Annotated in this window: 16 protein-coding genes and 3 pseudogenes; 11 read left to right on the plus strand and 8 right to left on the minus strand. The window is 65.8% G+C overall.

The genetic code is table 11. The features are described from left to right. Positions 1–15: 15 nt before the first annotated feature. The 4 genes from OG747_RS08040 to OG747_RS08055 all read right to left on the minus strand — a co-directional run bounded on the left by OG747_RS08040 (position 16) and on the right by OG747_RS08055 (position 4,823). Complete coding sequence (locus OG747_RS08040) at positions 16–264, minus strand: hypothetical protein (RefSeq protein WP_405878594.1); 249 nt, start codon at positions 262–264, stop codon at positions 16–18. A 3-nt stretch (positions 265–267) separates the two neighbouring features. Beyond that, a complete protein-coding gene (locus tag OG747_RS08045; RefSeq protein WP_405878595.1) occupies positions 268–474 on the minus strand; it encodes a hypothetical protein in 207 nt (68 codons plus the stop codon). 907 nt (positions 475–1,381) lie between these two features. Further along, entirely contained in the window at positions 1,382–3,616 is a 2,235-nt protein-coding gene (locus OG747_RS08050) for a SpoIIE family protein phosphatase (protein WP_405878596.1), read from the minus strand. Between the two features lie 643 nt (positions 3,617–4,259). Then, a complete protein-coding gene (locus OG747_RS08055) occupies positions 4,260–4,823 on the minus strand; it encodes a winged helix-turn-helix transcriptional regulator (protein ID WP_405878597.1) in 564 nt (187 codons plus the stop codon). 56 nt (positions 4,824–4,879) lie between these two features. Here OG747_RS08055 and OG747_RS08060 point away from each other — a divergent pair, with 56 nt between their 5' ends. The 3 genes from OG747_RS08060 to OG747_RS08070 all read left to right on the plus strand — a co-directional run bounded on the left by OG747_RS08060 (position 4,880) and on the right by OG747_RS08070 (position 8,331). Continuing rightward, on the plus strand, positions 4,880–6,325 hold the full coding sequence (locus tag OG747_RS08060) for an MFS transporter (RefSeq protein ID WP_405878598.1): 1,446 nt from the start codon (positions 4,880–4,882) through the stop codon (positions 6,323–6,325). Between the two features lie 804 nt (positions 6,326–7,129). Then, positions 7,130–7,777, plus strand: a complete 648-nt coding sequence (locus tag OG747_RS08065) for a cysteine hydrolase (RefSeq protein ID WP_405878599.1) — start codon at positions 7,130–7,132, stop codon at positions 7,775–7,777. Between the two features lie 152 nt (positions 7,778–7,929). Further along, positions 7,930–8,331: a DUF1622 domain-containing protein gene (locus OG747_RS08070; protein ID WP_405878600.1), complete on the plus strand. Its 402-nt coding sequence runs from the start codon at positions 7,930–7,932 to the stop codon at positions 8,329–8,331. Positions 8,332–8,404: 73 nt separating this feature from the next. Here the strand turns inward: OG747_RS08070 and OG747_RS08075 are convergent. Then, positions 8,405–8,520, minus strand: a pseudogene (locus OG747_RS08075) (IS5/IS1182 family transposase); the annotation flags it as partial. A 3-nt stretch (positions 8,521–8,523) separates the two neighbouring features. Between OG747_RS08075 and OG747_RS08080 the strand changes: the two are divergent. Continuing rightward, positions 8,524–8,697 (plus strand): annotated as a pseudogene (locus tag OG747_RS08080) (IS5/IS1182 family transposase); the annotation flags it as partial. Positions 8,698–8,719: 22 nt separating this feature from the next. Here the strand turns inward: OG747_RS08080 and OG747_RS08085 are convergent. Next, complete coding sequence (locus OG747_RS08085; RefSeq protein WP_405878601.1) at positions 8,720–9,667, minus strand: pyridoxamine 5'-phosphate oxidase family protein; 948 nt, start codon at positions 9,665–9,667, stop codon at positions 8,720–8,722. Between the two features lie 555 nt (positions 9,668–10,222). On the opposite strand from OG747_RS08085, the gene OG747_RS08090 reads away from it, so the two are divergent. The 4 genes from OG747_RS08090 (at position 10,223) to OG747_RS08105 (ending at position 14,989) form a co-directional block, all read left to right on the plus strand. After that, entirely contained in the window at positions 10,223–11,089 is an 867-nt protein-coding gene (locus tag OG747_RS08090; protein WP_329372038.1) for an alpha/beta fold hydrolase, read from the plus strand. A gap of 113 nt (positions 11,090–11,202) precedes the next feature. Then, on the plus strand, positions 11,203–11,571 hold the full coding sequence (locus OG747_RS08095) for a nuclear transport factor 2 family protein (RefSeq protein WP_405885474.1): 369 nt from the start codon (positions 11,203–11,205) through the stop codon (positions 11,569–11,571). A 31-nt stretch (positions 11,572–11,602) separates the two neighbouring features. Beyond that, positions 11,603–13,384 (plus strand): MOSC domain-containing protein, encoded by a 1,782-nt coding sequence (locus OG747_RS08100; protein WP_405878602.1) that lies wholly within the window; start codon positions 11,603–11,605, stop codon positions 13,382–13,384. A 216-nt stretch (positions 13,385–13,600) separates the two neighbouring features. Further along, the gene (locus OG747_RS08105; RefSeq protein ID WP_405878603.1) at positions 13,601–14,989 is read left to right on the plus strand and encodes a dihydrolipoyl dehydrogenase family protein; all 1,389 of its coding nucleotides are present in this window, start codon (positions 13,601–13,603) and stop codon (positions 14,987–14,989) included. 676 nt (positions 14,990–15,665) lie between these two features. Here the strand turns inward: OG747_RS08105 and OG747_RS08110 are convergent. After that, a complete protein-coding gene (locus OG747_RS08110; protein ID WP_405885475.1) occupies positions 15,666–15,845 on the minus strand; it encodes a transposase in 180 nt (59 codons plus the stop codon). A gap of 178 nt (positions 15,846–16,023) precedes the next feature. Here OG747_RS08110 and OG747_RS08115 point away from each other — a divergent pair. Then, positions 16,024–16,179: pseudogene (locus OG747_RS08115) on the plus strand (LexA family protein); the annotation flags it as partial. Between the two features lie 476 nt (positions 16,180–16,655). Then, positions 16,656–18,077 (plus strand): aldehyde dehydrogenase family protein, encoded by a 1,422-nt coding sequence (locus OG747_RS08120; protein ID WP_405885476.1) that lies wholly within the window; start codon positions 16,656–16,658, stop codon positions 18,075–18,077. Positions 18,078–18,764: 687 nt separating this feature from the next. On the opposite strand, the gene OG747_RS08125 is transcribed toward OG747_RS08120, so the two are convergent. Continuing rightward, positions 18,765–19,514, minus strand: a complete 750-nt coding sequence (locus OG747_RS08125) for a glucose 1-dehydrogenase (protein ID WP_190172140.1) — start codon at positions 19,512–19,514, stop codon at positions 18,765–18,767. A 348-nt stretch (positions 19,515–19,862) separates the two neighbouring features. Between OG747_RS08125 and OG747_RS08130 the strand changes: the two genes are divergently transcribed. Continuing rightward, on the plus strand, positions 19,863–20,447 hold the full coding sequence (locus OG747_RS08130) for a TetR/AcrR family transcriptional regulator (protein WP_405878604.1): 585 nt from the start codon (positions 19,863–19,865) through the stop codon (positions 20,445–20,447). The last annotated feature ends 454 nt before the right edge of the window (positions 20,448–20,901 follow it).

Consider the following 20,901-nt stretch of genomic DNA (forward strand, 5'->3'; position numbering starts at 1 on the left):
GTTGTTGGGATACACCTAGTGCCAGACGTGGCCGAGGCGTTCCTCCATCCCCGATACCCGCTCCATCACGCCCGGGCGCGCCGGGAGCCCGGGGCGTCCCTCTTCCCCGTACCAGTCGCCGAGGAACTGACTGGTACGACGGAACAGGTGCAACGCCCCGCGGATCAACCGCCACAAAGCACTGCCGCCGCCGCCGAGGATCGATATGGCCCCGCCCCACACCAGCGCCGTGTCAACGGCAGAAACTCCCGTCGCCACCTCCATGCGCTAGCCCTCCCACGCGAGCGCGGTCAGGACAGCGCTCGCGACTTCGACCTGCTCGTCCGACTGGTTCAGCAGCCGCACCCGCATGGACCGGCCAGCCGCCAGACGCTTGGTCAGCGGCACCACGGCGAACGTGCCGCCGGGCGTGCCGGTCACCTCGTGGATCGGGTGGTCCTGCTTGAGCGCACCCACTGCGTCGTACTCGCTCATGCGGACCTGGACGACTTCGCCGACTGGCAGGCCCTCCAACCGCATGCTGAGCGAGCCGGTGAACGTCGCGGCGCCCTTGGCGAAGGTCGGGCTGTTCGTGGCGTGGCCGTCGGGCTCGTCGGTCCACTCGGTGGTGAACTCGATGTCGTCCCACAGGCCCGGCGCGAGCTGGTAACTGTGGACGAGGCCAAGGTTGGACGTAGTCGGGGTTCACGGTGTCGGTCTCCTGTGGGGTGGGGCTCCAGCTCGCCGGGTGCGCGAGTCGCTCGGCGACGTCGGCACGGAGCTGCGCCATGGTGAACCGGAAGGGGCCGCGGCGGCCGTACCCGGCAACCGGACCGGCCGGGTCGGGCTTGCCCTCGACAGAGGTCTCCAGGTGCCCGGCGACGCTGCCCGCGCTCCAGCCGTGGAGGCGGCACAGCGCGGCGTTGAAGCGGACCCAGCTGTCGTATTGGCCGCGTGTGTAGACGTCTTTCCCGTCGCCGAGGTCGACACTTCGAAGATCAGCCGGTGGCCGTTCATCTATGCGGGCACCATCCCGATGCCGGAGCAAACCCCGGATCAGGTCGAACCCGTACACCACTTCCCTGGACGCAACCCGGGTGCCACATGCATGACGCTTGGGTCGACACCTCGCCGCTTGCGAAGCAGGAATCGCGCACGCCAGCACAATGGAACGAGCGGACATCGCAGAGTCACCGCAGTGTGGTTCCGGCCGAGGGCATCACCTGGTGGAGTGCGATCATGTTGTGTTGTGTGAAAGTCGTTCCGGTTGCACAGCGCCGCCGTCTGAAGTGCTGACATCAGTCAGAGATACCGCAATGCGAAATAGCCGCTCCAGCTCGGCGTCTGGCCAGTGGCCAGGACTCTGCATGCAGATTCTGAAGGCGACGCACGCCGCGCGTGGTCAGCCGGAAGTTCGCAACGCCCCCGTCTTTCTGAGATCAAGCCACACTGACTTTCCACGACCGTGAGGGGAGGTTCCCCAGGCTGTAGAGAGGTCTTCTACGATGTCGAGCCCTCTTCCATGCTCTGCCACAGCGTTCTCCTCATCTGAGTGGATGACGGCGGTGGGCACAGGGGGCCTGGCATCCGTGTCACGGACCTCGAAGTAAATTCTGTCAGGATACTCTCGGAGCATCACTTCGACATCGCTGTCAGCATGGATCAGCGCATTGGTGACGATTTCGGAAATCATGATCTCAGCATCGTCGATCAGCGCCTCGAGCTCCCGACTGAGCAGATAGTTCCTTACAAATTTCCGCGCGGACCTCACGCTTCGGATGTCGCGCTTCTTGATGGCCATCCGGGCGACCCGGTCGGCTGACCCGATGAGATTTCCCTCGTAAAGGGCGAGTAGGAGTGCGAGATCGTCCGATCTCCGGCCACCCTTCGAGGCATTGGCGACGAGGGCGTCGGCAAGTTCATGCAGGGAGTGGCAACCAGCGTTACCGGCGGACGCGAGAAGGGCGTGGGCATCGGACACGGGATCGCCACCCACGCCATCCGTATACAGAAAGAAAAGGGTGCCCGGGCGGATGTCGATCTTCTTGCTGACATATACGTGGCCGGGCGCAACGGCAAGCGGAACGTTTGCAGGTACATCCGGAACAAGGATCCCGGACAGCGGGCAGCGCACCAGGGGAGCGGGATGGCCGGCCAGAGCTATTTCGGCGATGCCGCTTTCAGGGTCGATGCGCACAAAACAGCAGGTAGCGTAGAGGTCGGTATCCAGTTCAGTGAGCAGATCACTGGATCTGGACAGTACGTCGGCGGGTTTATGTCCTTCCGCCGCATAGGCGCGGCACCCGCTCCGGAGCTGGCCCATGATCACCGCGCTGTCGGCATTGTGACCTTCAACGTCACCCACAATCAGGCCAATCTGGCCACCCGGGAGAGGGATGGCGTCGTACCAGTCGCCGCCCATGCCAGAGGCGACGGACTCGGCCGGCACATAACGAGCCGTAACCGCCACGTCAGGGAATTCCGGGAGGATACGCGGGAGGAGCTTCTGCTGAAGTGCGTCGGTGAAAGCGCGCTTGCTCTCACCGAGATGGGCACGCTCCGTGGCTACGGCGAGTTGCGTCGTCATCATCAGCAGGACGGCTTGCTCCTCCGCCGAGACCCGTCGTGGGGTCTCGAAGCCGAGCAGGAAGCTTCCTTGTAGGCCGCCACTTGCGACGAGGGGGATGATCGCTGCCGCTTGGAGGTTTCCGATCTCAGTGTCGGAGTAGAGCGCGAGCATCGCCTCACGATCGGGCAGAAACAGGGGCACACCCGTACGCAGCACATCTGCGCCCGGAAGCCTCCGGTCGAGGCTGGCCCCGTGCAGAGCTCGGGCCACGTCCGTGGCCCCGGCATGTCCGACGACTCGCAGTCTGCCTTCTTGAGCGATCACTGCCACGAAGGACTGAGCGCCGAACGGGAGCATCATGCACTCAAGGGCCGCTCGCATCACGGCGCCCAGTTCGAATGCTTCGTTAAGAGCCGCTGACAGCTTATGGACCTGATACATCTTCGAGAGCGCTGGAGATCCTGGTACGTCGCTAAGACCCCAGCGATGCTCTCCGCTGACGCCTGGGCCGTCCGCCGTCGAAGAGCGAGGAAACATCGGGATGATCAGCGGGGATTCCCTCGGCCATACGCCCGCGTACCGAAGACAATGCTTGGCTAGTTCGGGTCCGAAATTGCGTCCGAGTTCCTCCATCCGCAAAAGGATACGTCTTTGCTCGTGGGGATCCGTTGGTGCCCATTGACCTGTGAGCACTCCGAATGTCTCGTCACCGACTGTCAGCGGCACAGCAACGACGTAGTGGGGGTAAGGCATCAGCCTCAGCGAGTATTCGTCCTTGAGATCGGCTTGGGACACTGTGCGAGCTGTGCGGTATGCGACGGCCGAGGCATAGGGGCTATTGGAGAGAATGCACTCGGGCACGGCGAAGATACCAGGCGGTGCTCCCCCGACGGCGACCGAGAAAAGCTGGTCCCGCTCGCGTGATGCCAGGTAAACGATGCCGTGGAATGCACCTAGCTCCTGCACCAGCTGGTAGAAGACTTCGGTCAATACTCGACCCCTGCCAGTCAGGACCACAGGGGGGATCATGTCCTGGTGGCTGTAACCAGCCTCCTGCTTGCCTGCCACATTTCCCCCACTCGTGGGGTGTGTTCGGGTGGGACACGGGACCGCGGTTAAGTCCGGGCTCCCTTCGAGGATACGGTCCACGTTCCGGGAAAGACCATGTGTGGGAGGGCCCGGAGAGCTGAGCGCGTCGCCCCCCTGCGCTGCTCATCCCGGTCGGTGGGCATGGCGCTCCGGTGCCGCCGTGCGACCAGGTCCGTTCGTCATCGCTGCACACAGCGCACGCTGACCCAGCCGTCATGGACGATGACTGCGTTCTCATTTCGCTGAATGAACGGCTCGCCCGCCTCTGAGCACAACCGTCACGAAGCTCCCGGCGCTCCCGCAACGGAGCGCTCGGCCGCCTCTTACGGCAACCGTCACGAAGCAACCCGCGCTCGCCGCAATGCTTGCAATCGCGAACTCTGTACGCCGTCGAAGCGGCGCGATGCGCCCGGGATCACGCCGCCCGACAATTCTTCCGCTTGTACTCGTCCGAGTACCGATTCGTGTACTTGCATCCCACCTGGCACTGCTTCCTCTGGGCTCTCACGTCCCAGTCTCCAGGTGTCCACGATCAAGGGGAAGCTTCAGGCCGTCGATACACCACTCCAGCGGACGTCACCGAACTTCTGCGTGCCAGGAATGGTCTGGAGCGGAGTTGACCTCACCTGTCACGGTCTTCTGGGGGGTCGATCGCGACCCGACCGTGCTCCGAGGATGCAGCCACGGGGCTGGGCCCCGGTCCATCGGGCGGGAAGGCGATCCCGACCTTGCCGAGTGGCACCTCGTGCCCCATGTCGCAGGTGACGCTCGCCCGCAGGGGCGCGCCGCATTCGTGGTGGGTGAAAAGGAGGGGCGGCCCGGCCGGGTCGGCCAGGTAGCGGTCGCCCCATTGGATGAGGGCCATGGCGACGGGGAGCAGGTCGCGGCCCATTGCGGTCAGGACGTACTCGTGTCGGGTGCGCTTGCCCGGCTCCTGGTAGGGGTGGCGTTCAAGAACGCCGACCTTGACGAGTTCGCGCAGGCGCGAGGCGGTGACGGCTTCCGTAATGCCCACCCGTCGGGCGAAGTCGTCGAAGCGCCGGGTGCCGTAGAGCGCCTCGCGCATCAGCAGCATCGCGGAGCGGCTGCCCACCGTGCGCATAGCGCGCTCCAGGGAGCAGCGGTCCGCGGTCCAGCTGTCCCTGTCGGCTACGGGTCCTTCCAGGTGTGCGGTCTTGATGGACATGGCCCAAGGCTACCGCTGGCTTGTGTTTTGCATACCCAGGTCCTAGCCTCCTGGCTATGGCAAAGGATAGTCAGAGGGGGCGGGCGGGCTGGGTTCTGCCAGTTCTGTGCGTAGGCGCCTTCATGGCCAGCTTGGATCTGTTCATCGTCAACGTTGCCTTCGGTGACATCGGCCGCGAGTTCCGAAGCAGCTCAGTAGTGAATCTGAGCTGGGTCCTGAATGCCTATGCGATCCTCTACGCGGCCCTTCTCGTCCCGCTCGGCCGCTTGGCCGACCGCTTGGGACAGAGGACCGTGTTTCTAGCCGGCCTTGCCTCGTTCACGGCCGGCAGCGCCGCCTGCGCGGTGAGTGACAACCTGTGGGCACTGGTGGCCTTCCGCGGGATGCAGGCGATGGGAGCCGCCGCACTCACACCCGCCAGCCTTGGACTGCTGGTCGCAACAACGCCTGCTGACCGGCGAGACCGCGCGGTTCGCATCTGGGCGGCGACAGGCGCCTTGGCCGCCGCTGTCGGACCTGTCGTCGGTGGGCTACTGGTCGAGGCGTCCTGGCGATGGATCTTCCTGGTTAACGTTCCCATCGGCCTGGTCGCACTCCTCGGCGCCCACTGGTCAATCCCCGACACCCGGCACAACACCACCGCCGAGTGGCCTGACTTCCTGGGCGGGGGAGTTCTCCTGATGTCGATCGGGACCTTGTCCCTCGCGCTGGTCAAAGCACCAGCCTGGGGATGGGGCAGCCCGGCTGTCATGACCTGCTTCGGGTCGGCAGCGCTGGGAGCCGCTGTGTTCTGGCGCCGCTCTCTGCACCATCCCTCCCCGGTCGTCGAGCCAGACCTGCTGCGGGTACCTACCTTTGCCTGGTCCAACGCGACCGCGCTGGCCTTCAACGCCGCGTTCGCCGCAGATCTGCTCAGCGTCATTCTCTGGATGCAGGAGGTATGGCACTACAGCGCCCTGCAAACGGGATTGGCTGTGGCGCCTGGGCCATTGATGGTGCCGCTCTTTGCCGCACTCGCCCAACGCGTCGCGCACCGCGTCCCATCCGGCGCGATCGCTGCCGCCGGCTGCCTCCTTCTCGCGCTAGGCAACGTCGTTCTCGTGCTCGCCAACGGTGCGGCACGCGGCTACGCCGTCGGGCTCCTACCCGCTTGGCTGGTCATCGGCGCCGGTGTCGGACTGGCGGTCCCAACGATCCTGTCCGCAGCCACGGCGGACCTGCCTCCGACTCGCGCCTCGACAGGCAGCGCCGTGGTCAACATGAGCCGACAGATCGGCGCCAGTCTCGGCGTTTCCCTGCTGGTGGCGATCCTTGCCTCCGCCTCCGTCGCTCATGACGTCCAAGCCGCGTTTGTCTGGGGCTGGTGGACGATCGTCATCACTGCGTTCGTCGGCGCTCTCACTGCCCTGGGAATGACACCTCACTCACCCAACATCGCTCCTCCGGCCGCCCTCTCCTCGGACACCCCTGACCTGGCTGAGCTACCACACAGCCAGAACTGAGGGCCCTTCATCGCACCAGACACCGGCGTCAGTTGCCGACACGCCCGCTCTTTTGCCATCGCCCTAACCGCTGCCGCAGACCAGCTCATCGGCACCGTCCGTCACCGGTGCGGATCTGGTACGCGAGGCAGATGTACGTACTCGCCTGCGACCCGCTCCAGGATCCGGGCCCTGGTCGCACAGGGCAAGGAAAGGGCGAGGCCGTCGCGTTCTCCATGGGCTGGGACCCGGCACGTCCAACGACGGGGTGCGGGGAGGGGCGTCCACTGCTGGCCGGGGGCGCTGGTGAAGACGTGCCGGACAAGGTCTCACCGATCGGTTCATCGAATAGTCGGCGAGCGCCCGCGGTCACGCGGCCCTTTCATGTGCTCGTTACGGGCCATCCCCCTTGGGCCGACAGAGCCCACACTCCGCGCACCTGTCCAGAGTGGTGTCATGCCATGCAGACCACCGACCTCCCCGAATGCACGGAGCTACTAACTTATCCTCCCCACCATCCCCACAGACCGTTCACACCTCGGGGATGGCATGGACGTCGACCGAGGTGCAGCAATTCACCGATGCAGAACACCCCGCGATGGGGCACAGTGGAATGGAGGGCCGGATGACCGGGACAGCGCGCCCTCAGGGCGCACACCCCGAAGGTGCGCACGGCACTCGAGTGATGTCGCTTGGTGTCGGAACAATCCGCACCGGCTCGGGGAAGAGGCCTCGCGTCACCGGACCGGAATGTGCTTCGGAAGGACATCCGGTGTACCGAATACTTACTACACCAGTGGTTTGTTATTGCGTGAGGAGCGCCAGGTGGAAATCACGAAGACCGACACGGCGGTTGTGTTCATTGACCCACAGAACGACGTGCTGAGCGAGAGCGGAGCGAACTGGGACGCGGTGGGAGCGAGCGTCACAGAGAACAAGACCGTCGAGAATATGGAGAGAATCTTCCAGGCGGCGAAGGCAGGCGGATATGAGGTCTTCATCTCGCCCCATTACTTCTACCCGACGGACAACGGATGGCGAATGAACGGGCCGCTCGAGGCAAACGAGCTCGAGACCCACACGTTCGCACGGTCGGGACAGCTTGATCTGACCGGGTTCCGAAACTCCGGGGCAGACTGGCTGGACCGCTTCAAGCCCTATATCGAAGACGGCAGAACGGTGGTCGCCAGCCCGCACAAGGTATTCGGTCCGGAAACCAACGACTTGGTACTGCAACTGCGCAAGCGGGGAATACAAAGGATTATTCTCGGCGGGATGCTGGCGAACATGTGCGTCGAGTCCCATATGCGTCACCTCATCGAGGAGGGATTTGAGGTCGCAATGGTCAGGGATGCAACAGCAGGACCCCGACACCCGGTCTGGGGCGACGGCTATCAGGCGGCGATCATCAACTACCGTTTCTTCGCCCATGCGTTGCTGTCGACTGACGAAGTACTCGATCGAATGCACTGAGGAGCTCGCAGCCGGAAATGGTGCCCGCATAGTCCGATAGCTACGCTTTCAACAGCGCTGTCGGTCGCCTGTCTACTGCGCGGGAGTGCCGTGGAAACATATCTGCCCGACAATAGCCGGTGCTCGGAACGACGTGTCGGTAGCAACAGAGGTTGCGGACCACAAACGAGCGGATTCGGGTCGGCGCGAGAGGGCATACTGTGGAGTTCCAACACATCGTGGAGCTGGTCGGTCGAGCCGTTGACGCCGCCGGCGTAGCCATCATAGTCGTGGGAACGCTCTTGGCGACCATTCTCGCGGCTATCCGGCTCAGTCGCCGACAGACGGGTGTGTACCGCGGCTATCGCCGTCGCGTCGGGCGGTCGATCCTGCTGGGGCTGGAGTTCCTCGTAGCCGGCGATATCATCCGTACAGTCGCCGTCGCACCGACGTACGCAAGCGTCGGAGTGCTGGCCGTGATCGTGGGCATCCGCACCTTCCTCAGCTTTTCTCTCGAGCTCGAGATCACCGGGCGGTGGCCATGGCAGAAGCCAGTGGCCGAAGCCGAAGACTGACCCCGCGTGACGCCGGCGGCCACGGCGCCATCCCTGCCGTGAATTCCTAGGCCGGAGCTCAGTCTCATCGATCTCAATTGGTGAGTCTGCGGCAGCAGACGAGGGTGCGCAGGCGATGCTCGTGAAGGGGTGGAAGTGCTCGGCTTTGCGCTCGTAGCGTCGGTGGAGGCGGCGGCAGCCGGCGACCCAACCGGCTGGCTCTTGCTGCACCGGCGCCTGGCGCGCGACTACGAAACCCACCCGCACCGCTCCGAAGCCATGATCCATCTCGCCATGACCGACCTGATGGCCCGCCGCCTCACCGGCGAGAACACCATCTCCTGGCGCGACCCGATATCACCGGATCAAATTCGCATCCCGGGATGAAACAACGGGAGAAAGCGACCTCTTAAAGGGCCCCTGGCGCTGCCGGCGCCACCGGCGGGTTGAACCGTGAATACTGCGGCGCGGACGAGACCAGGGCGCCGTCCGGGTGGTCGATCTGGACGACCTTGGCCAACTGGAACTCCACCGTTCTCTCCGCGCCGGGGAATTCAGCGGCGGTGTCCGCACTCCAGTCGATCACCGCCGTACCTGTCAGGTGCAAGGTCCTGCCGATCTCCCAGTCGATGAACAACAGGCCCGCGGCCGGGTTGACGGTGAGATTCCCCAGAGTCATCAGCATCGTGTTCCCTTCGTAATCGGGCCATTGGACCCGTTGCGGGGACAGGCTGGTGACGAAGCCGGGGTTGCCGCCGCGATGGGAGGCATCGGCGTCACCCGCCGTGGAAGCGGAGGCAATGAAGAACGTGTCCGCGGTGTCAATCATGCGGCGCTGCTCCGGGAGCAGGTCGCTGCCCTCCGATACCTGGGGCTTCGCGGGCGCAGGTGCTGCCTCCTGCGGTTCGCGGCTCTGGATGTATTTGGGGCAATTGCCGTATGCCTGGTCCACTGAAAGCCTGAGTCCCCCTGTCGCGGGCACGGTCCGGCCGTTGATCCTCAGTCGTCGACGGTTTTTCAAGTCGATGGCAAGAGTGCCCACAAGTGCAGGTGCCGCCAAGACCGCCGCCAGCGGGTCGACATCCAAAAGGCGCGCTCCGATGAGTACCTCGCGGGGGCCAAGCGCCTGCAGGAATCCCGGCTGTCCGTACACCATGGACGCCCACACTTGACCGTCCGGTGCAGTTGCTCCGACAACCAGGAACCGCAGATCGGCAAGGAAGTCGCGGGCACCACGGGGAAGTCTGTCGCTGATGATCGGCCGCAGGTGATCGGCGTGCTCACGGAATCCTGCGCGGTCCTGAGCGGCCAACTCACCCTTATGGTAGGAGGCCAGGTGGGAGCTGCTATTGCGCATGGTGGTATTCCTAACTGCTGTCAGCGCCTTCAGGCAGCGGCGTCATACGGGCGGAAGAAGAAATTTCATGCCGCGTATGACCGCGCTAGAGCTGGCTACCCCGCCAAGCCGACGGTGCGGTGGCCGGGAGCGGACGGTTCATTCCAGCGTAGACCCGCAGCCATCGCGAGGCGGCGCAGTGATAGGTGAAGACGCGTATTTGAAATTCGGGCTTACCCGAGGATGTGGCGTTGTGCAGACAAGTTGCGCTCCCAGAGCGGGACGGTGACCCTCCGCTACCTCCTCGTGCCTTAATGTGTCCGCGATTCTGGTTTCGCCATCTGTAAAGAAAATCTAAAAGGTCGCACTTATCCGTCTCTGTGTTGCTGTCCCCGGGGGGCGGGTCTAGCGTGAACACATTGCGCCCAACGCCATCTGTCTCGACGCACCACGCCGCCGAGGGGAAAACACTTCCGAGCCTGAGGCAGTGACCACCCCTCCCTCTATCGCAGCGAAAGGGGTTGCCTGCGGGCGGATTGACGCATATTCCGCGCTCGAAGATCCCAGGAGGTCGTCATGCTCCCCACGCACCACAAAACAGCGACTGTTAACGGCCAAAAGGTCTTCTACCGCGAGGCTGGTCCCACTGAAGCACCGGTCGTCCTGCTGCTGCATGGATTTCCCAGCAGCTCACACATGTTCCGCCATCTCATCCCGGCACTGGCCGACCGGTATCACGTGATCGCTACCGATCACATCGGCTACGGCCAGTCCTCCATGCCCAAGGTCGGAGAATTCGACTACACCTTCGACAACCTGGCCAATATTACTGGGGGGTTGCTCGACCAGCTGGGAATCAAGCGCTTCTCCATCTATGTGCACGACTATGGGGCACCCATCGGGTGGCGGCTGGCCCTCAGTCCCTCCTACGAAGTCACCACTATTATCTCGCAGAGCGGCAACGCCTACATGGAGGGCTTCGCCAAGCCCTTCTGGGACGACCTGTTCGCCTACGCCACTGCTCCCGGACCCGACACCGAACCGGGCGCGCGGGCCAAGTTCGCCTTGGAGACGACCCGCTGGCAGTACGAGAACGGTGCCACCGACAAGAGCCTGGTCAGCCCGGACAACTGGCTTCACGACCAGGCCCTGCTGGACCGGCCAGGCAACGACGAGGTGCAGCTGGCACTGTTCCGCGACTACCCGACCAACATCGACGGCTACCCGCAGCTGCAGGAGTACTTCCGCACCAGCCAGGTGCCAGTGCTCGCGGTCTGGGGCGAGAGGGACGAGATCTTCGGGCCGGACGGCGCGCGGGTGTTCTCCCGTGACCTGCCCGACGCGGAAGTCCACCTGCTGCCGGCCGGGCATTTCGCCCTGGAGACGCACCTGGATGCCATCAGCGGCTACATCCACGGATTCCTCGGCCGCGTCCTCACCTGAGGCGCGGACGGAATCCTGGGCTGCATCTGGGCGAAAAGGAGGAGTCATGACCCCTGACTCATGAAACAGCCCACGAGGCCAGCGTCCGCGAGACCGGCGGGAGGTTTTTCCGGCTGCTCGGTGAGGGCGACGCCGACCGCGTCGCCGACGTCTTCGCCGAGGAGATCGACTGGTTTGTGCCTGGAGCCCAAAGCATGCTGCCGCGGGCCGGTCGGCGCACGCGACGCGAACAGGTTCCCGACTACTTCAAGACTCTGTGGCCGGTGATCGTCCCGGAAAATGGCGAGACGAGCATCGACAAGATCCTCGTCCACGGCGCCGACGCGGTGGCCTTGGGCCGGTTCGGGTACTTGGTCCGGCTGCACCTGTGCGAGGACACCGACCTGGTCGCTAGGGCCGTGACCGCAAGCGACAGAGAGGGCGGCCAAGAGGCCCGGAACCGGTGCAAGTCGCTTCCTCGTCAAGGCTCTACCAGTTCCTGACATGGGAAGTAGCGGTAAGAAAGGTGGCGTGGTGGCCACATTGATGGCAGTGAACGTCGGGATGCCCCACGACGTGCCCTGGCACGGCAGGACGGTGCACACCGGCGTGTACAAGCAAACCGTCGCCGGGCCGCAGATGGTACGGCGCCTCAACATCGATGGCGACGGCCAGGGTGATCTGGGCGGGCATGGCGGCGAGCAGCGGGCGGTGCTGGTCTACCAGGCCGATTCCTACCTGTTCTGGGCGAAGGAGCTGGGCCGCGACGACCTGGCGCCCGGCCATTTCGGGGAGAACTTCACCGTCGACGGTCTGCCGGACGACGAGGTCTGCATCGGCGACCGCTACCGCATCGGCGGCGCCCTCTTCGAAGTCACCCAGCCGCGGGTGACCTGCTACCGCGTGGGCTTGCGTATGGGAGAGCCGCAGATGGCGGCCCTGCTCGTGGCCCACCACCGCCCCGGCTTCTACCTGCGGGTGATCGAGGAGGGCCAGGTCGAGGCCGGGCAGGAGATCGTCAAGGTGTCCACCGGCCCCGAGGCGATGACCGTCGAGGAGATCGACCGAGTGCTCTACCTGCCTGGACACACACGCGAGCAGGTCGAACGGGCCCTGCGGATCCCGGCCCTCAGTCCCGGCTGGCAGGGCTCCATGCAGACTCTCCTGGACCAGGCCGACAGCGACGCGGCCGACGGCTCCTCCGGCAGCGCCGGCCTGAACAAGGCCGCCACTGCCCCGCCGCCCAGCTGGCCCGGCTTCCGCCCGCTGACCGTCACGCGCATCCAGCCCGAGAGCCGGAGTGTGTTCTCACTGTCCCTGGCCGCATCCGACGGTTCAGCACTGCCCACTGCTCTGCCCGGTCAGTTCCTCACCATGAAGGTCCCGCTCGAGACAGACGTGCCGCCTCTGATCCGCAGCTACTCCCTGTCCGGCGAGCCCGGCACTGGCACGTACCGCATCAGCATCAAAGTCGAACCGCACGGCGCTGCCAGCCACGAACTACGCGCCCACATACGCGTCGGCGATACTCTGGAGGCCGCCGCGCCCCGCGGAACGTTCTGCCTGTCCAAAGGCGACAACCCGGTGGTGCTGCTGTCCGCGGGAGTGGGGGTGACTCCCGTGCTGGCCATGCTCCACGCGCTCGCGCGTGACCGCTCCCCGCGCCAGGTGTGGTGGCTCCACGCAGCCCATGACAGCACCGAGCATCCCTTTGCTCAGGAGAGCCACGACCTGATCGAAGGCCTTGCGAACGCCCGGTCGAGCATCTTCTACAGCAAACCTAGCGATGCCGACCGTAGGGGCGTCGACTACACAGAGGCTGGCCGGCTCTCGGCCAACCGCATCCTCGGACTAGGCCTGCCGACCGACGCCGACGCCTACCTTTGCGGGCCCGTGGGTTTCATGAACAGTGCCACCACCGCGCTCGTCGACGCCGGGCTGGAAACGTCGCGAGTGCACACCGAGATCTTCGGCGCCGGGCCCTCCCTCACCCCGGGAGTGAAAGGTTCCTCGACCGCCCCCGCGCCCCACCAGCCCGCAGGCCCCGTCGGCACCGGCCCTTCCGTCTCCTTCGCCCGTAGCGGCCTCACTGTCCCCTGGAACAACAGTCAGGACTCCCTGCTCGAACTCGCCGAAGCGTGCGACGTCCCCGTCCAGTGGTCGTGCCGCACCGGCGTCTGCCACACCTGCGAACTCGCCCTGATGTCCGGCACCGTCGACTACTCACCTGATCCGGTCGAACCACCAGCCCAAGGCAACATCCTCATCTGCTGCTCCAAGCCCACCGAACCCGAAGGCGTCGTTTTGGATCTGTAAGTCGCCGGGATGCCGGTGCACAGACTGCATCGTCACTGCGAAGCCCCCACCTCCAGGCCCTTCGGCGAAACCTGCGGGCGCAGGTAGGCCGCCGTCCGCCATGTCAGTCCCCACCGAGGACCCCCCAAGAGCCAGGAGTGATCTACCCACGACGACACGTGCCCCTCCTTCGACGAACCGCGGCAGAGGGCATGCAACAGGACGGAGATGGTCGACATGGTCGACCCGGTTGAGGAGTTCGACCTGCTCGTCGTAGGCGGCGGAAAGGCCGGCAAGACGCTTGCCATGGATTGGGCCAGGAGCGGCAAACGGGTCGCCATGGTAGAGCGGGGCATGATCGGCGGCACCTGCATCAACGTCGCCTGCATCCCCACCAAAGCTCTGGTAGCCAGCGCCCGCGCCATGCGCACCTTCGCCCGGGCGCGACAGCTGGGGTTTGTGACTGAAACCCCCGAGGCCAGCGCCGAACTGCTGCGCACGCATAAGACCGGCGTGGTGGAAGGCATGGTCACCATCAATCACAAGCAGTTCGTCGACTCCGGCATGGACTTCATGCTCGGAGAGGCCCGCTTTACCGCGGAACGCACGGTAGAGGTGACCCTGAACAGCGGCGGCACCCGGAGGCTGCGCGGCGCCGAAGCGGTCGTCAACACCGGGACGACCCCACTCCTGCCCGACATCCCAGGCCTGGCGGACGCGCGCGTACTCACCAGTGAGACCCTGCTGCACCTGGAGCGGCTGCCGGAGCACCTGATCGTGATCGGCGGCGGCACGGTCGGTCTGGAGTTCGCGGACATGTTCGCGGCCTTCGGCAGCCGGGTGACCCTTGTGGCCCGGGGCACGCGGCTGTTGGCGAGGGAGGACGAAGACATTGCGCAGGCGGTCACCAGCCTGCTAGCCGCCGGTGGCGTTGACGTACTCACCCACCGTTCCACAACCTCCGTCCAACGGGGCGCGGACGGACGGATCATTGTGGCACTGTCCGACGGCACGGTGCTGAGCGGCGACGAGGTGCTTGTCGCAGTCGGCCGCCGACCCGTCACTGCCGGACTTGACCTCCCGGCCGCCGGGGTCCGGACCACAGCAGCCGGCTTCGTCGCCGTCGACGACCGCCTGGCCACCACGGCCCCGCACACGTGGGCCGCTGGAGACGTCGCCGGCAGCCCGCAGTACACACACATCTCCCTGGACGACTACCGGATCCTTAAGGCCAACCTTGCCGGCGGTTCCCGCTCCACAAAGGACCGGCTTGTTCCTCACACCACTTTCCTCACCCCGGAACTAGCCCGCATCGGGCTCACGGAGTCCCAGGCCCGTGCCGCCGGACACCAAGTGCGCGTCGCCCGACTGCCGGTGGCCGCCATCCCACGGGCGCGTACGATGCGGGATACGGACGGCCTCTGGAAGGCCGTGGTCGACGCCCGCACCGACCGCATCCTGGGCGTGGCCCTCCTAGGCCCGGAGAGTGGCGAGACCCTCACCACAGTGCAGACCGCCATGCTCGCCGATCTCCCCTACACCGCCCTCCGCGACATGATTATCACGCACCCCACGATGACCGAAGGGCTGAATCTTCTCTTCGCCGTACTCCAGGACTACCGGTAGTTCGTCAAATTCGGCAATAGAGGTCAATGCCGTGTCCGGTGGTGACCCCGTCGATCAGGGCCTGGAGCTCGGAGGGCGGGTCCGCGTCCGTCCAGGCTCGCCACCATCGGTTGAGGGTGACGGCGGGGGTGAGCCAGGAACGGATGGCCGGTAAGGCCCTGGGCCAGCAAAGCTGTTGGGGTATGGCTGGGCCCCCCTCTGGCGCCTCATCGGGGCACGGGTCCGGCGCGGTGGCATCCAGGGGTCCGGGTGGGGCGAACCACTGGTCCCAGCAGAAGGAGAAGGCGCAGTTGACCAGGGTCTGGTGGCGGCGGATGGCGCGGTCGGTGCGGACTTGGAAGTCGGCCCGGCCGAGTTCGTCTTTGACCTGTTTGTAGCTCTGCTCGGTCCACGGCCGCAGTCCGTAGAGGCGGACGATCTCGGTCAGGTCGGCCGGCGGGTGCGGGCTGGTGGCGGCGTGGGGGGGCGTCGGGGTGGGGCAGGTTGGTGGCCAGGTACCAGGTGGCCTTCTCCGGCAGGCTGGCTGGATCGGTGGTGGCCACGATCAGGCGGCAGGGTGAGGCGGGTCCGTAGCCGCCCAGTCGGGCATCGGCGGCCCACCAGGTCTCGGTGTGCCCGTCGCGGAAGTGACGCTCCACGGGCGTCCAGTCGCCCGGACGCTTGGCATCCTTCCAGGTCAGGGCGTGGGCAGCTTCGATGGGGGTGTGTGGCTGGTCTGCCGGAGCCAGGTGCCGCGGTGCGGCTTGAGGGCCACCACGTAGGCCAGGCCGGCCTCGCGCAGCGCGCGATACCAGTCGTCACTGACGGAGTAGGCGCAGTCGGCGACCACTGAGCGGTGTGCATCGTGAAGTCGCAGTTCACGGGTCTGGTGTGAATGGCGAGTTGGGTGCTCGTGCCGGTCGGCGGCCGATAACCATGGTGCAGATCATCGGGTAGGTCCCAGCTCCGGCGGGATGCCGGGTTCGGCTGCGCCCACGACCGACCCGCGCTACGATCCGTCAGCAGGTCGGCACGCCGTGAGAACGCGGGAGGGCGCGGGGCTCATCGATGGCGAAGCCACGGTCAAACGGCTGCGCCGCACGGACGACGGCCACGCCTGGCTGATGCCGCACAACCCGGCCTACAACCCGATCCCCGCGGACACCGCGACCATCCTCGGTAAGGTGGTCGCCGTCCTGCGTAACCTCTGACCGAGCGGTTCAGCAGCGGCCACACACATAGCAGCGGCGCGAGTCCTCACCCGCTCTGCCAGCCGCGGTGGGCGTCACAGAGGGCTCCAGGCCGACGAACCGCGCGTAGACCCGCTGACCCTCCTGTACGCAGTTTGCGTACGGGGTTCGAAGGAAAGTACCGGTTTCGGTAGGAGGCGACTCGTTTCACCTCGCGACGGCCGAGCCTGCTGGATCCCCCAGTGGTTCAGGGGTCTGATGCAGGTTCGGGTGACAGGTTGTCACCCGATCGTTCGGCAGGCCCGAGTTTTCGGTCGAGGGAGGGGCGATCGCACTCAACGCTACCTTCGGGCATGCGCGTGCATGCGATCGCTACACCACGTACAAGTCGTCCGTCACCTCGGCGGTCCTACGGTGTAGCAGTTGGCGGATGAACGTCAGCGCACCTTCAGACGTAAAGGGCCATGCTGGACATGATTTCCACCCGCGCTTTCTGAATCGCCGGCCGTCCGGCCAGCGGTGAGACGACCTTGGCTGTTACCTCCCCCTGGACCGGTCAGCTCATCGGAGAGGTCAGTGTGCCCACCGATGAGCAGGTGGAGGAGGCGGTGGCGGCGGCGTATGCCGTTCGCGATGAGTTCGCGGCTACTCCCGCATATGTTCGTGCCGCCGCGCTCGACCACGTGAGCAAGCGCCTTATGGAGCGCAGCGAGGAGATCGCGCAGCTCATCTCCGCGGAGAACGGAAAGCCGATCAAGTGGGCTCGCGTAGAGGTCGGCCGTGCGGTGTCCGTGTTCCGGTTCGCCGCGGAGGAAGCCCGCCGCTTCAATAGCGGTGAGGCTCAGCGGCTCGACACTGACGCCGGCGGCCAGGGCCGACTGGCGCTCACCCGCCGCTTCCCGAAGGGCGTTGTGCTGGGGATCACGCCGTTCAACTTCCCGCTGAACCAGTGTGCCCACAAAGTCGCCCCGGCTATCGCGGCCGGCGCCCCGATCATCCTGAAGCCGGCGCCCGATACTCCGCTGTCGGGTCTGATCATCGGTGACCTCCTTGCCGAGACCGAACTGCCGGCCGGTTCATGGAGCATCCTGCCGGTCGCCAATGACCGGATGCCGGGGCTGGTGCAGGACGAGCGCCTGCCCGTTATCTCGTTCACCGGCTCCGAGAGGGTCGGGTACGCCATCATGGACTCCGTTCCCAGAAAGCACTGCACGTTGGAGCTCGGCGGGAACGGTGCTGCCGTGGTGTTGGCCGACTTTACGAGCGACGAGGATCTTGACCGGGCCGCCGCGCGCATCGCTACGTTCTCCAACTACCAGGGCGGACAGTCCTGTATCTCTGTGCAGCGTGTGATAGCTGACGCCGCGGTGTACGACCGGCTGTTGCCGCGTATCGTCGCAGCCGTCAAATCTCAGGTCACCGGGGACCCTTCGAATGACAGAACTGATGTGGGTCCGCTTGTCAGTGAAGCCGCAGCGTGCCGCGTCGAGTCATGGGTCGACGAAGCCGTCGGTTCCGGGGCCACGCTGTATACGGGCGGCAAGCGGGAGGGCGCCTCGTACGCGCCTACGGTCCTCGCGGATGTTCCGGCGGATACGACCTTGGCCTGCGAGGAGGTCTTCGGGCCAGTTCTGACGGTACTCAAGGTGTCCAGTGAGGCCGAGGCTTTCGCCGCCGTGAACGACTCCAAGTATGGGCTGCAGACAGGCGTGTTTACACGCGACCTGCAGGCTGCCTTCCGGGCACATCGGGCTCTGGAGGTCGGGGGAGTCGTGATCGGCGACGTGCCCTCCTATCGCGCCGACCAGATGCCCTACGGCGGGGTCAAGCAGTCTGGTGTCGGTCGCGAAGGAGTGAAGTTCGCCATGGCGGATTACACCTACGAGCGCGTGCTGGTCCTCACTGACCTTGCGCTGTAGTCGCAAGGCCCTCCCGTCGGATGTCGTGCTGCGCGCTGGCCGCCGGTCGCGGAGGGCAGGCCGGCGGCGGACCCGAACCCGCCGTCGCCGGCCGACCTGCAGGCCGGGCTGAGCACTTCGACATCCTGCGGTGCGGTTCAGCGGGCTACGGACTGAAAGAGCTGCATCGGGGCAAGCGACGCAACCATGGCTTCCCTGTTGCTCGTTCTGCCTTCGCACGCGTCCCGTTCGGTGCGGGATTCGCCGTCAGGACCCTTTGGCCGGCGACGCCCGCCGTCCTGGCGCTGTGGCTGCTCGGCTTCGTCACGCACGCCACGAGCGTGGGCGATGGCCGCGGACCAGGGTAGCGGTGGTGATCTGACGCACACGGCACCACAGGAGTGTGGCCCGGCCGCTAACGGCCGGGCCACACTCACCCCGCTCACGCTGGTGCCGGCGCTCAGAAGCAGGCGTCTTTCCTATGGGCGCAGCAGCGGACGTGCTGGCCGTCACCGTGGGCGTGAGCATCGGCGACGGGTCTCATCCGCAGCGGCGGAGGGACTCGAGGTCGATTGCGGGTGTCACCGTGTGCGGGCACACCGGAGGGGCTGCACCCGCCCGAACGTTCGCTGTGACTACCGGTGTGACCGCGACGCGGTCACGCTCTTGTCTTTGCCGGGGCGGGCACAATGCATTCTCTTGCGGCGCTCAGATCTGGTTGAGTCCGCCATCGACGAACAGCTCGGATCCGCTCACGAAGCTGCTCTCATTGCTGGCGAGGAACAGTGCGGCGGCTGCGGCCTCGTCCGGGTGCCCCATCCGGCCCAGCGGTATCTGGCTGGCGAAGGCGTCCCTCATCTTCGCGGCCTGGTCGGCGTCCGCGGCCAGGCCGGTGATGCCCGGGGTGACGATCGGGCCGGGCACCAGGGTGTTCACTCGGATTGCGCGGCCGCTGAGTTCGTTGGCCCAGGTGCGGGAGAAGGAGCGGACCGCGGCCTTGGAGGCTGCGTATACGCCGAAGGACGCGCCGCCCGAGGTAGCGGCAGTCGATCCGGTCAGGATCACCGAGGCGCCGTCGTTGAGCAGCGGAATTGCCTTCTGGACGGTGAAGAGCATGCCGCGCACGTTGATGTTGAAGGTGGCGTCGAAGTGCTCCTCGGTGACCTGCTCAAGCGCGGCGAACTCACCGCCGCCCGCGTTGGCGAACAGTACGTCGATGGACCGGCCTTGCTCGGCGACAGCCGCGTAGAGGCGGTCGATGTCCGCGAGGTTCGCGACGTCGCCCTGGACGGCGGTGGCTTCCCCACCGATCTCGGCCAGCGCGGCGTCGAGAGCCTCCTGCCGGCGGCCGGTGATGAACACGTGCGCGCCCTCACGTGCGAATCGCTTGGCTGTGGCCAGTCCGATTCCGCTGTTGCCTCCGGTGACGACTGCCGTCTTCCCGTCAAGCTGTCCCATGATCGCTTATCCCTGTCCGGTGCAGACGCCAAAAATCGTGCACCATGTGTCGCTGCAGTGTTACAGCCCGGAGCGGACAGCCCCGGGCCACTTATGGACTGTACGGTAAAAAACCACGTTATGGACCGCTCGGGCAAAAACGTGACTGCATCCACACCGCCGAGCGGCGACGAGCCGGCCGACGCCGGTCCGCCCGCCGGGACGCTAGGACGCCGGGGCGCCGGGGCGCCGGGGGGGAGCCGTGCGCCACACACCCCGCCACCACCCAGCCTGCCCCCCTGCGTGTCGCATGCAGCCGGGCGCCCACGATCTGGACCGATAGGTCAAGAAGGGCGTATGCTGTTGAACATGGGACGACCGCGGAATTTCGACGAGAACCAGGTTCTGGAGTCTGCGCGCGACCAGTTCTGGAATCAGGGGTACGCGGCTACGTCACTGCAGGACCTGACGGACGCCACCGGACTGGGCAAGGGGAGCCTGTACGGGGCCTTCGGCGACAAGCGGCAGCTGTTCCTGCACGTGCTGGACGGCTACCGCGACGAACAGCTCAACGGCGTCCGGGCGGTCCTGACCGGGCCCGGTACGGCCTTCGAACGCCTGACCCTGCTCGTTGAGGGCGTGGCCAAGGGATTCACGGAGGACCCGCAGCGGCGCGGCTGCCTTCTGGTCAACAGCACGTCCGAGCTGCACAGCAATGATCTGGACGTCGTCTCCCGGGCCCGGAGCAGCTACCAAGCGGTCGAAGATCTTCTGATCGCCTGCGTGAAGGAAGCCCAGGACGAGGGGACGGTCGAACCGGGGGCGGACGCCCAGGAGGTCGGGCGGCTGCTCCTTGCCGTCATGCAGGGCATCGAGTTTCTCGCGAAGACCGGCATGGACGGCTCAGCTCTGCTGCAGATAAGCCAGGCCCTCAAGCAGCTCTCCCGACACTGACCATCCTGCGGGCCAGCACCCTTCACAGGTGACGTGCCGACCGGCAGGGACCCGGGTGGGCCCGCTTGAGTCGGCTGCGAGCACGCGCATTACCTGCCCTCCGAAGCACCCCCACGAGTGGCCCGGGCGCCCGCCCCAGCGCGGTTGACGGCCTGCCCCTTTCACCATGCCCTTGAGCAGGCACTCCGGCCGGGCGGCTGCGCCATCGACTGCGCCGCAACGCGGGCCGGACGACGCTCCGGCAGCCGACGGCGCCGGCCGATTGCGCACGGGCCCTGACGGCAAATTCTCCAGGCTAGCCAAGTCCGCGCGGGACCTCGCTCGCGCCTCACTTCCGCACACCGACGGCGATTCGCCAACTGGTGCATTGATCCACTGACTTCGCAATGCACCTGAAGAGGACACAATTTCTTGACTGTACGGTCCATAAGGTCTACGTTTGGCCGACGACCCG

This window comes from Streptomyces sp. NBC_01384 (assembly GCF_045040035.1).
Classification (GTDB): Bacteria; Actinomycetota; Actinomycetes; order Streptomycetales; family Streptomycetaceae; genus Streptomyces.

What these genes read in the sequence shown, in the direction of transcription:
- OG747_RS08040 (WP_405878594.1), bottom strand. Translation starts at nt 264, where the DNA reads ATGGAGGTGGCGACGGGAGTTTCTGCCGTTGACACGGCGCTGGTGTGG.
- OG747_RS08045 (WP_405878595.1), bottom strand. Translation starts at nt 474, where the DNA reads ATGAGCGAGTACGACGCAGTGGGTGCGCTCAAGCAGGACCACCCGATC.
- OG747_RS08055 (WP_405878597.1), bottom strand. Translation starts at nt 4,823, where the DNA reads ATGTCCATCAAGACCGCACACCTGGAAGGACCCGTAGCCGACAGGGAC.
- OG747_RS08060 (WP_405878598.1), top strand. Translation starts at nt 4,880, where the DNA reads ATGGCAAAGGATAGTCAGAGGGGGCGGGCGGGCTGGGTTCTGCCAGTT.
- OG747_RS08085 (WP_405878601.1), bottom strand. Translation starts at nt 9,667, where the DNA reads ATGCGCAATAGCAGCTCCCACCTGGCCTCCTACCATAAGGGTGAGTTG.
- OG747_RS08090 (WP_329372038.1), top strand. Translation starts at nt 10,223, where the DNA reads ATGCTCCCCACGCACCACAAAACAGCGACTGTTAACGGCCAAAAGGTC.
- OG747_RS08105 (WP_405878603.1), top strand. Translation starts at nt 13,601, where the DNA reads ATGGTCGACCCGGTTGAGGAGTTCGACCTGCTCGTCGTAGGCGGCGGA.
- OG747_RS08125 (WP_190172140.1), bottom strand. Translation starts at nt 19,514, where the DNA reads ATGGGACAGCTTGACGGGAAGACGGCAGTCGTCACCGGAGGCAACAGC.
- OG747_RS08130 (WP_405878604.1), top strand. Translation starts at nt 19,863, where the DNA reads ATGGGACGACCGCGGAATTTCGACGAGAACCAGGTTCTGGAGTCTGCG.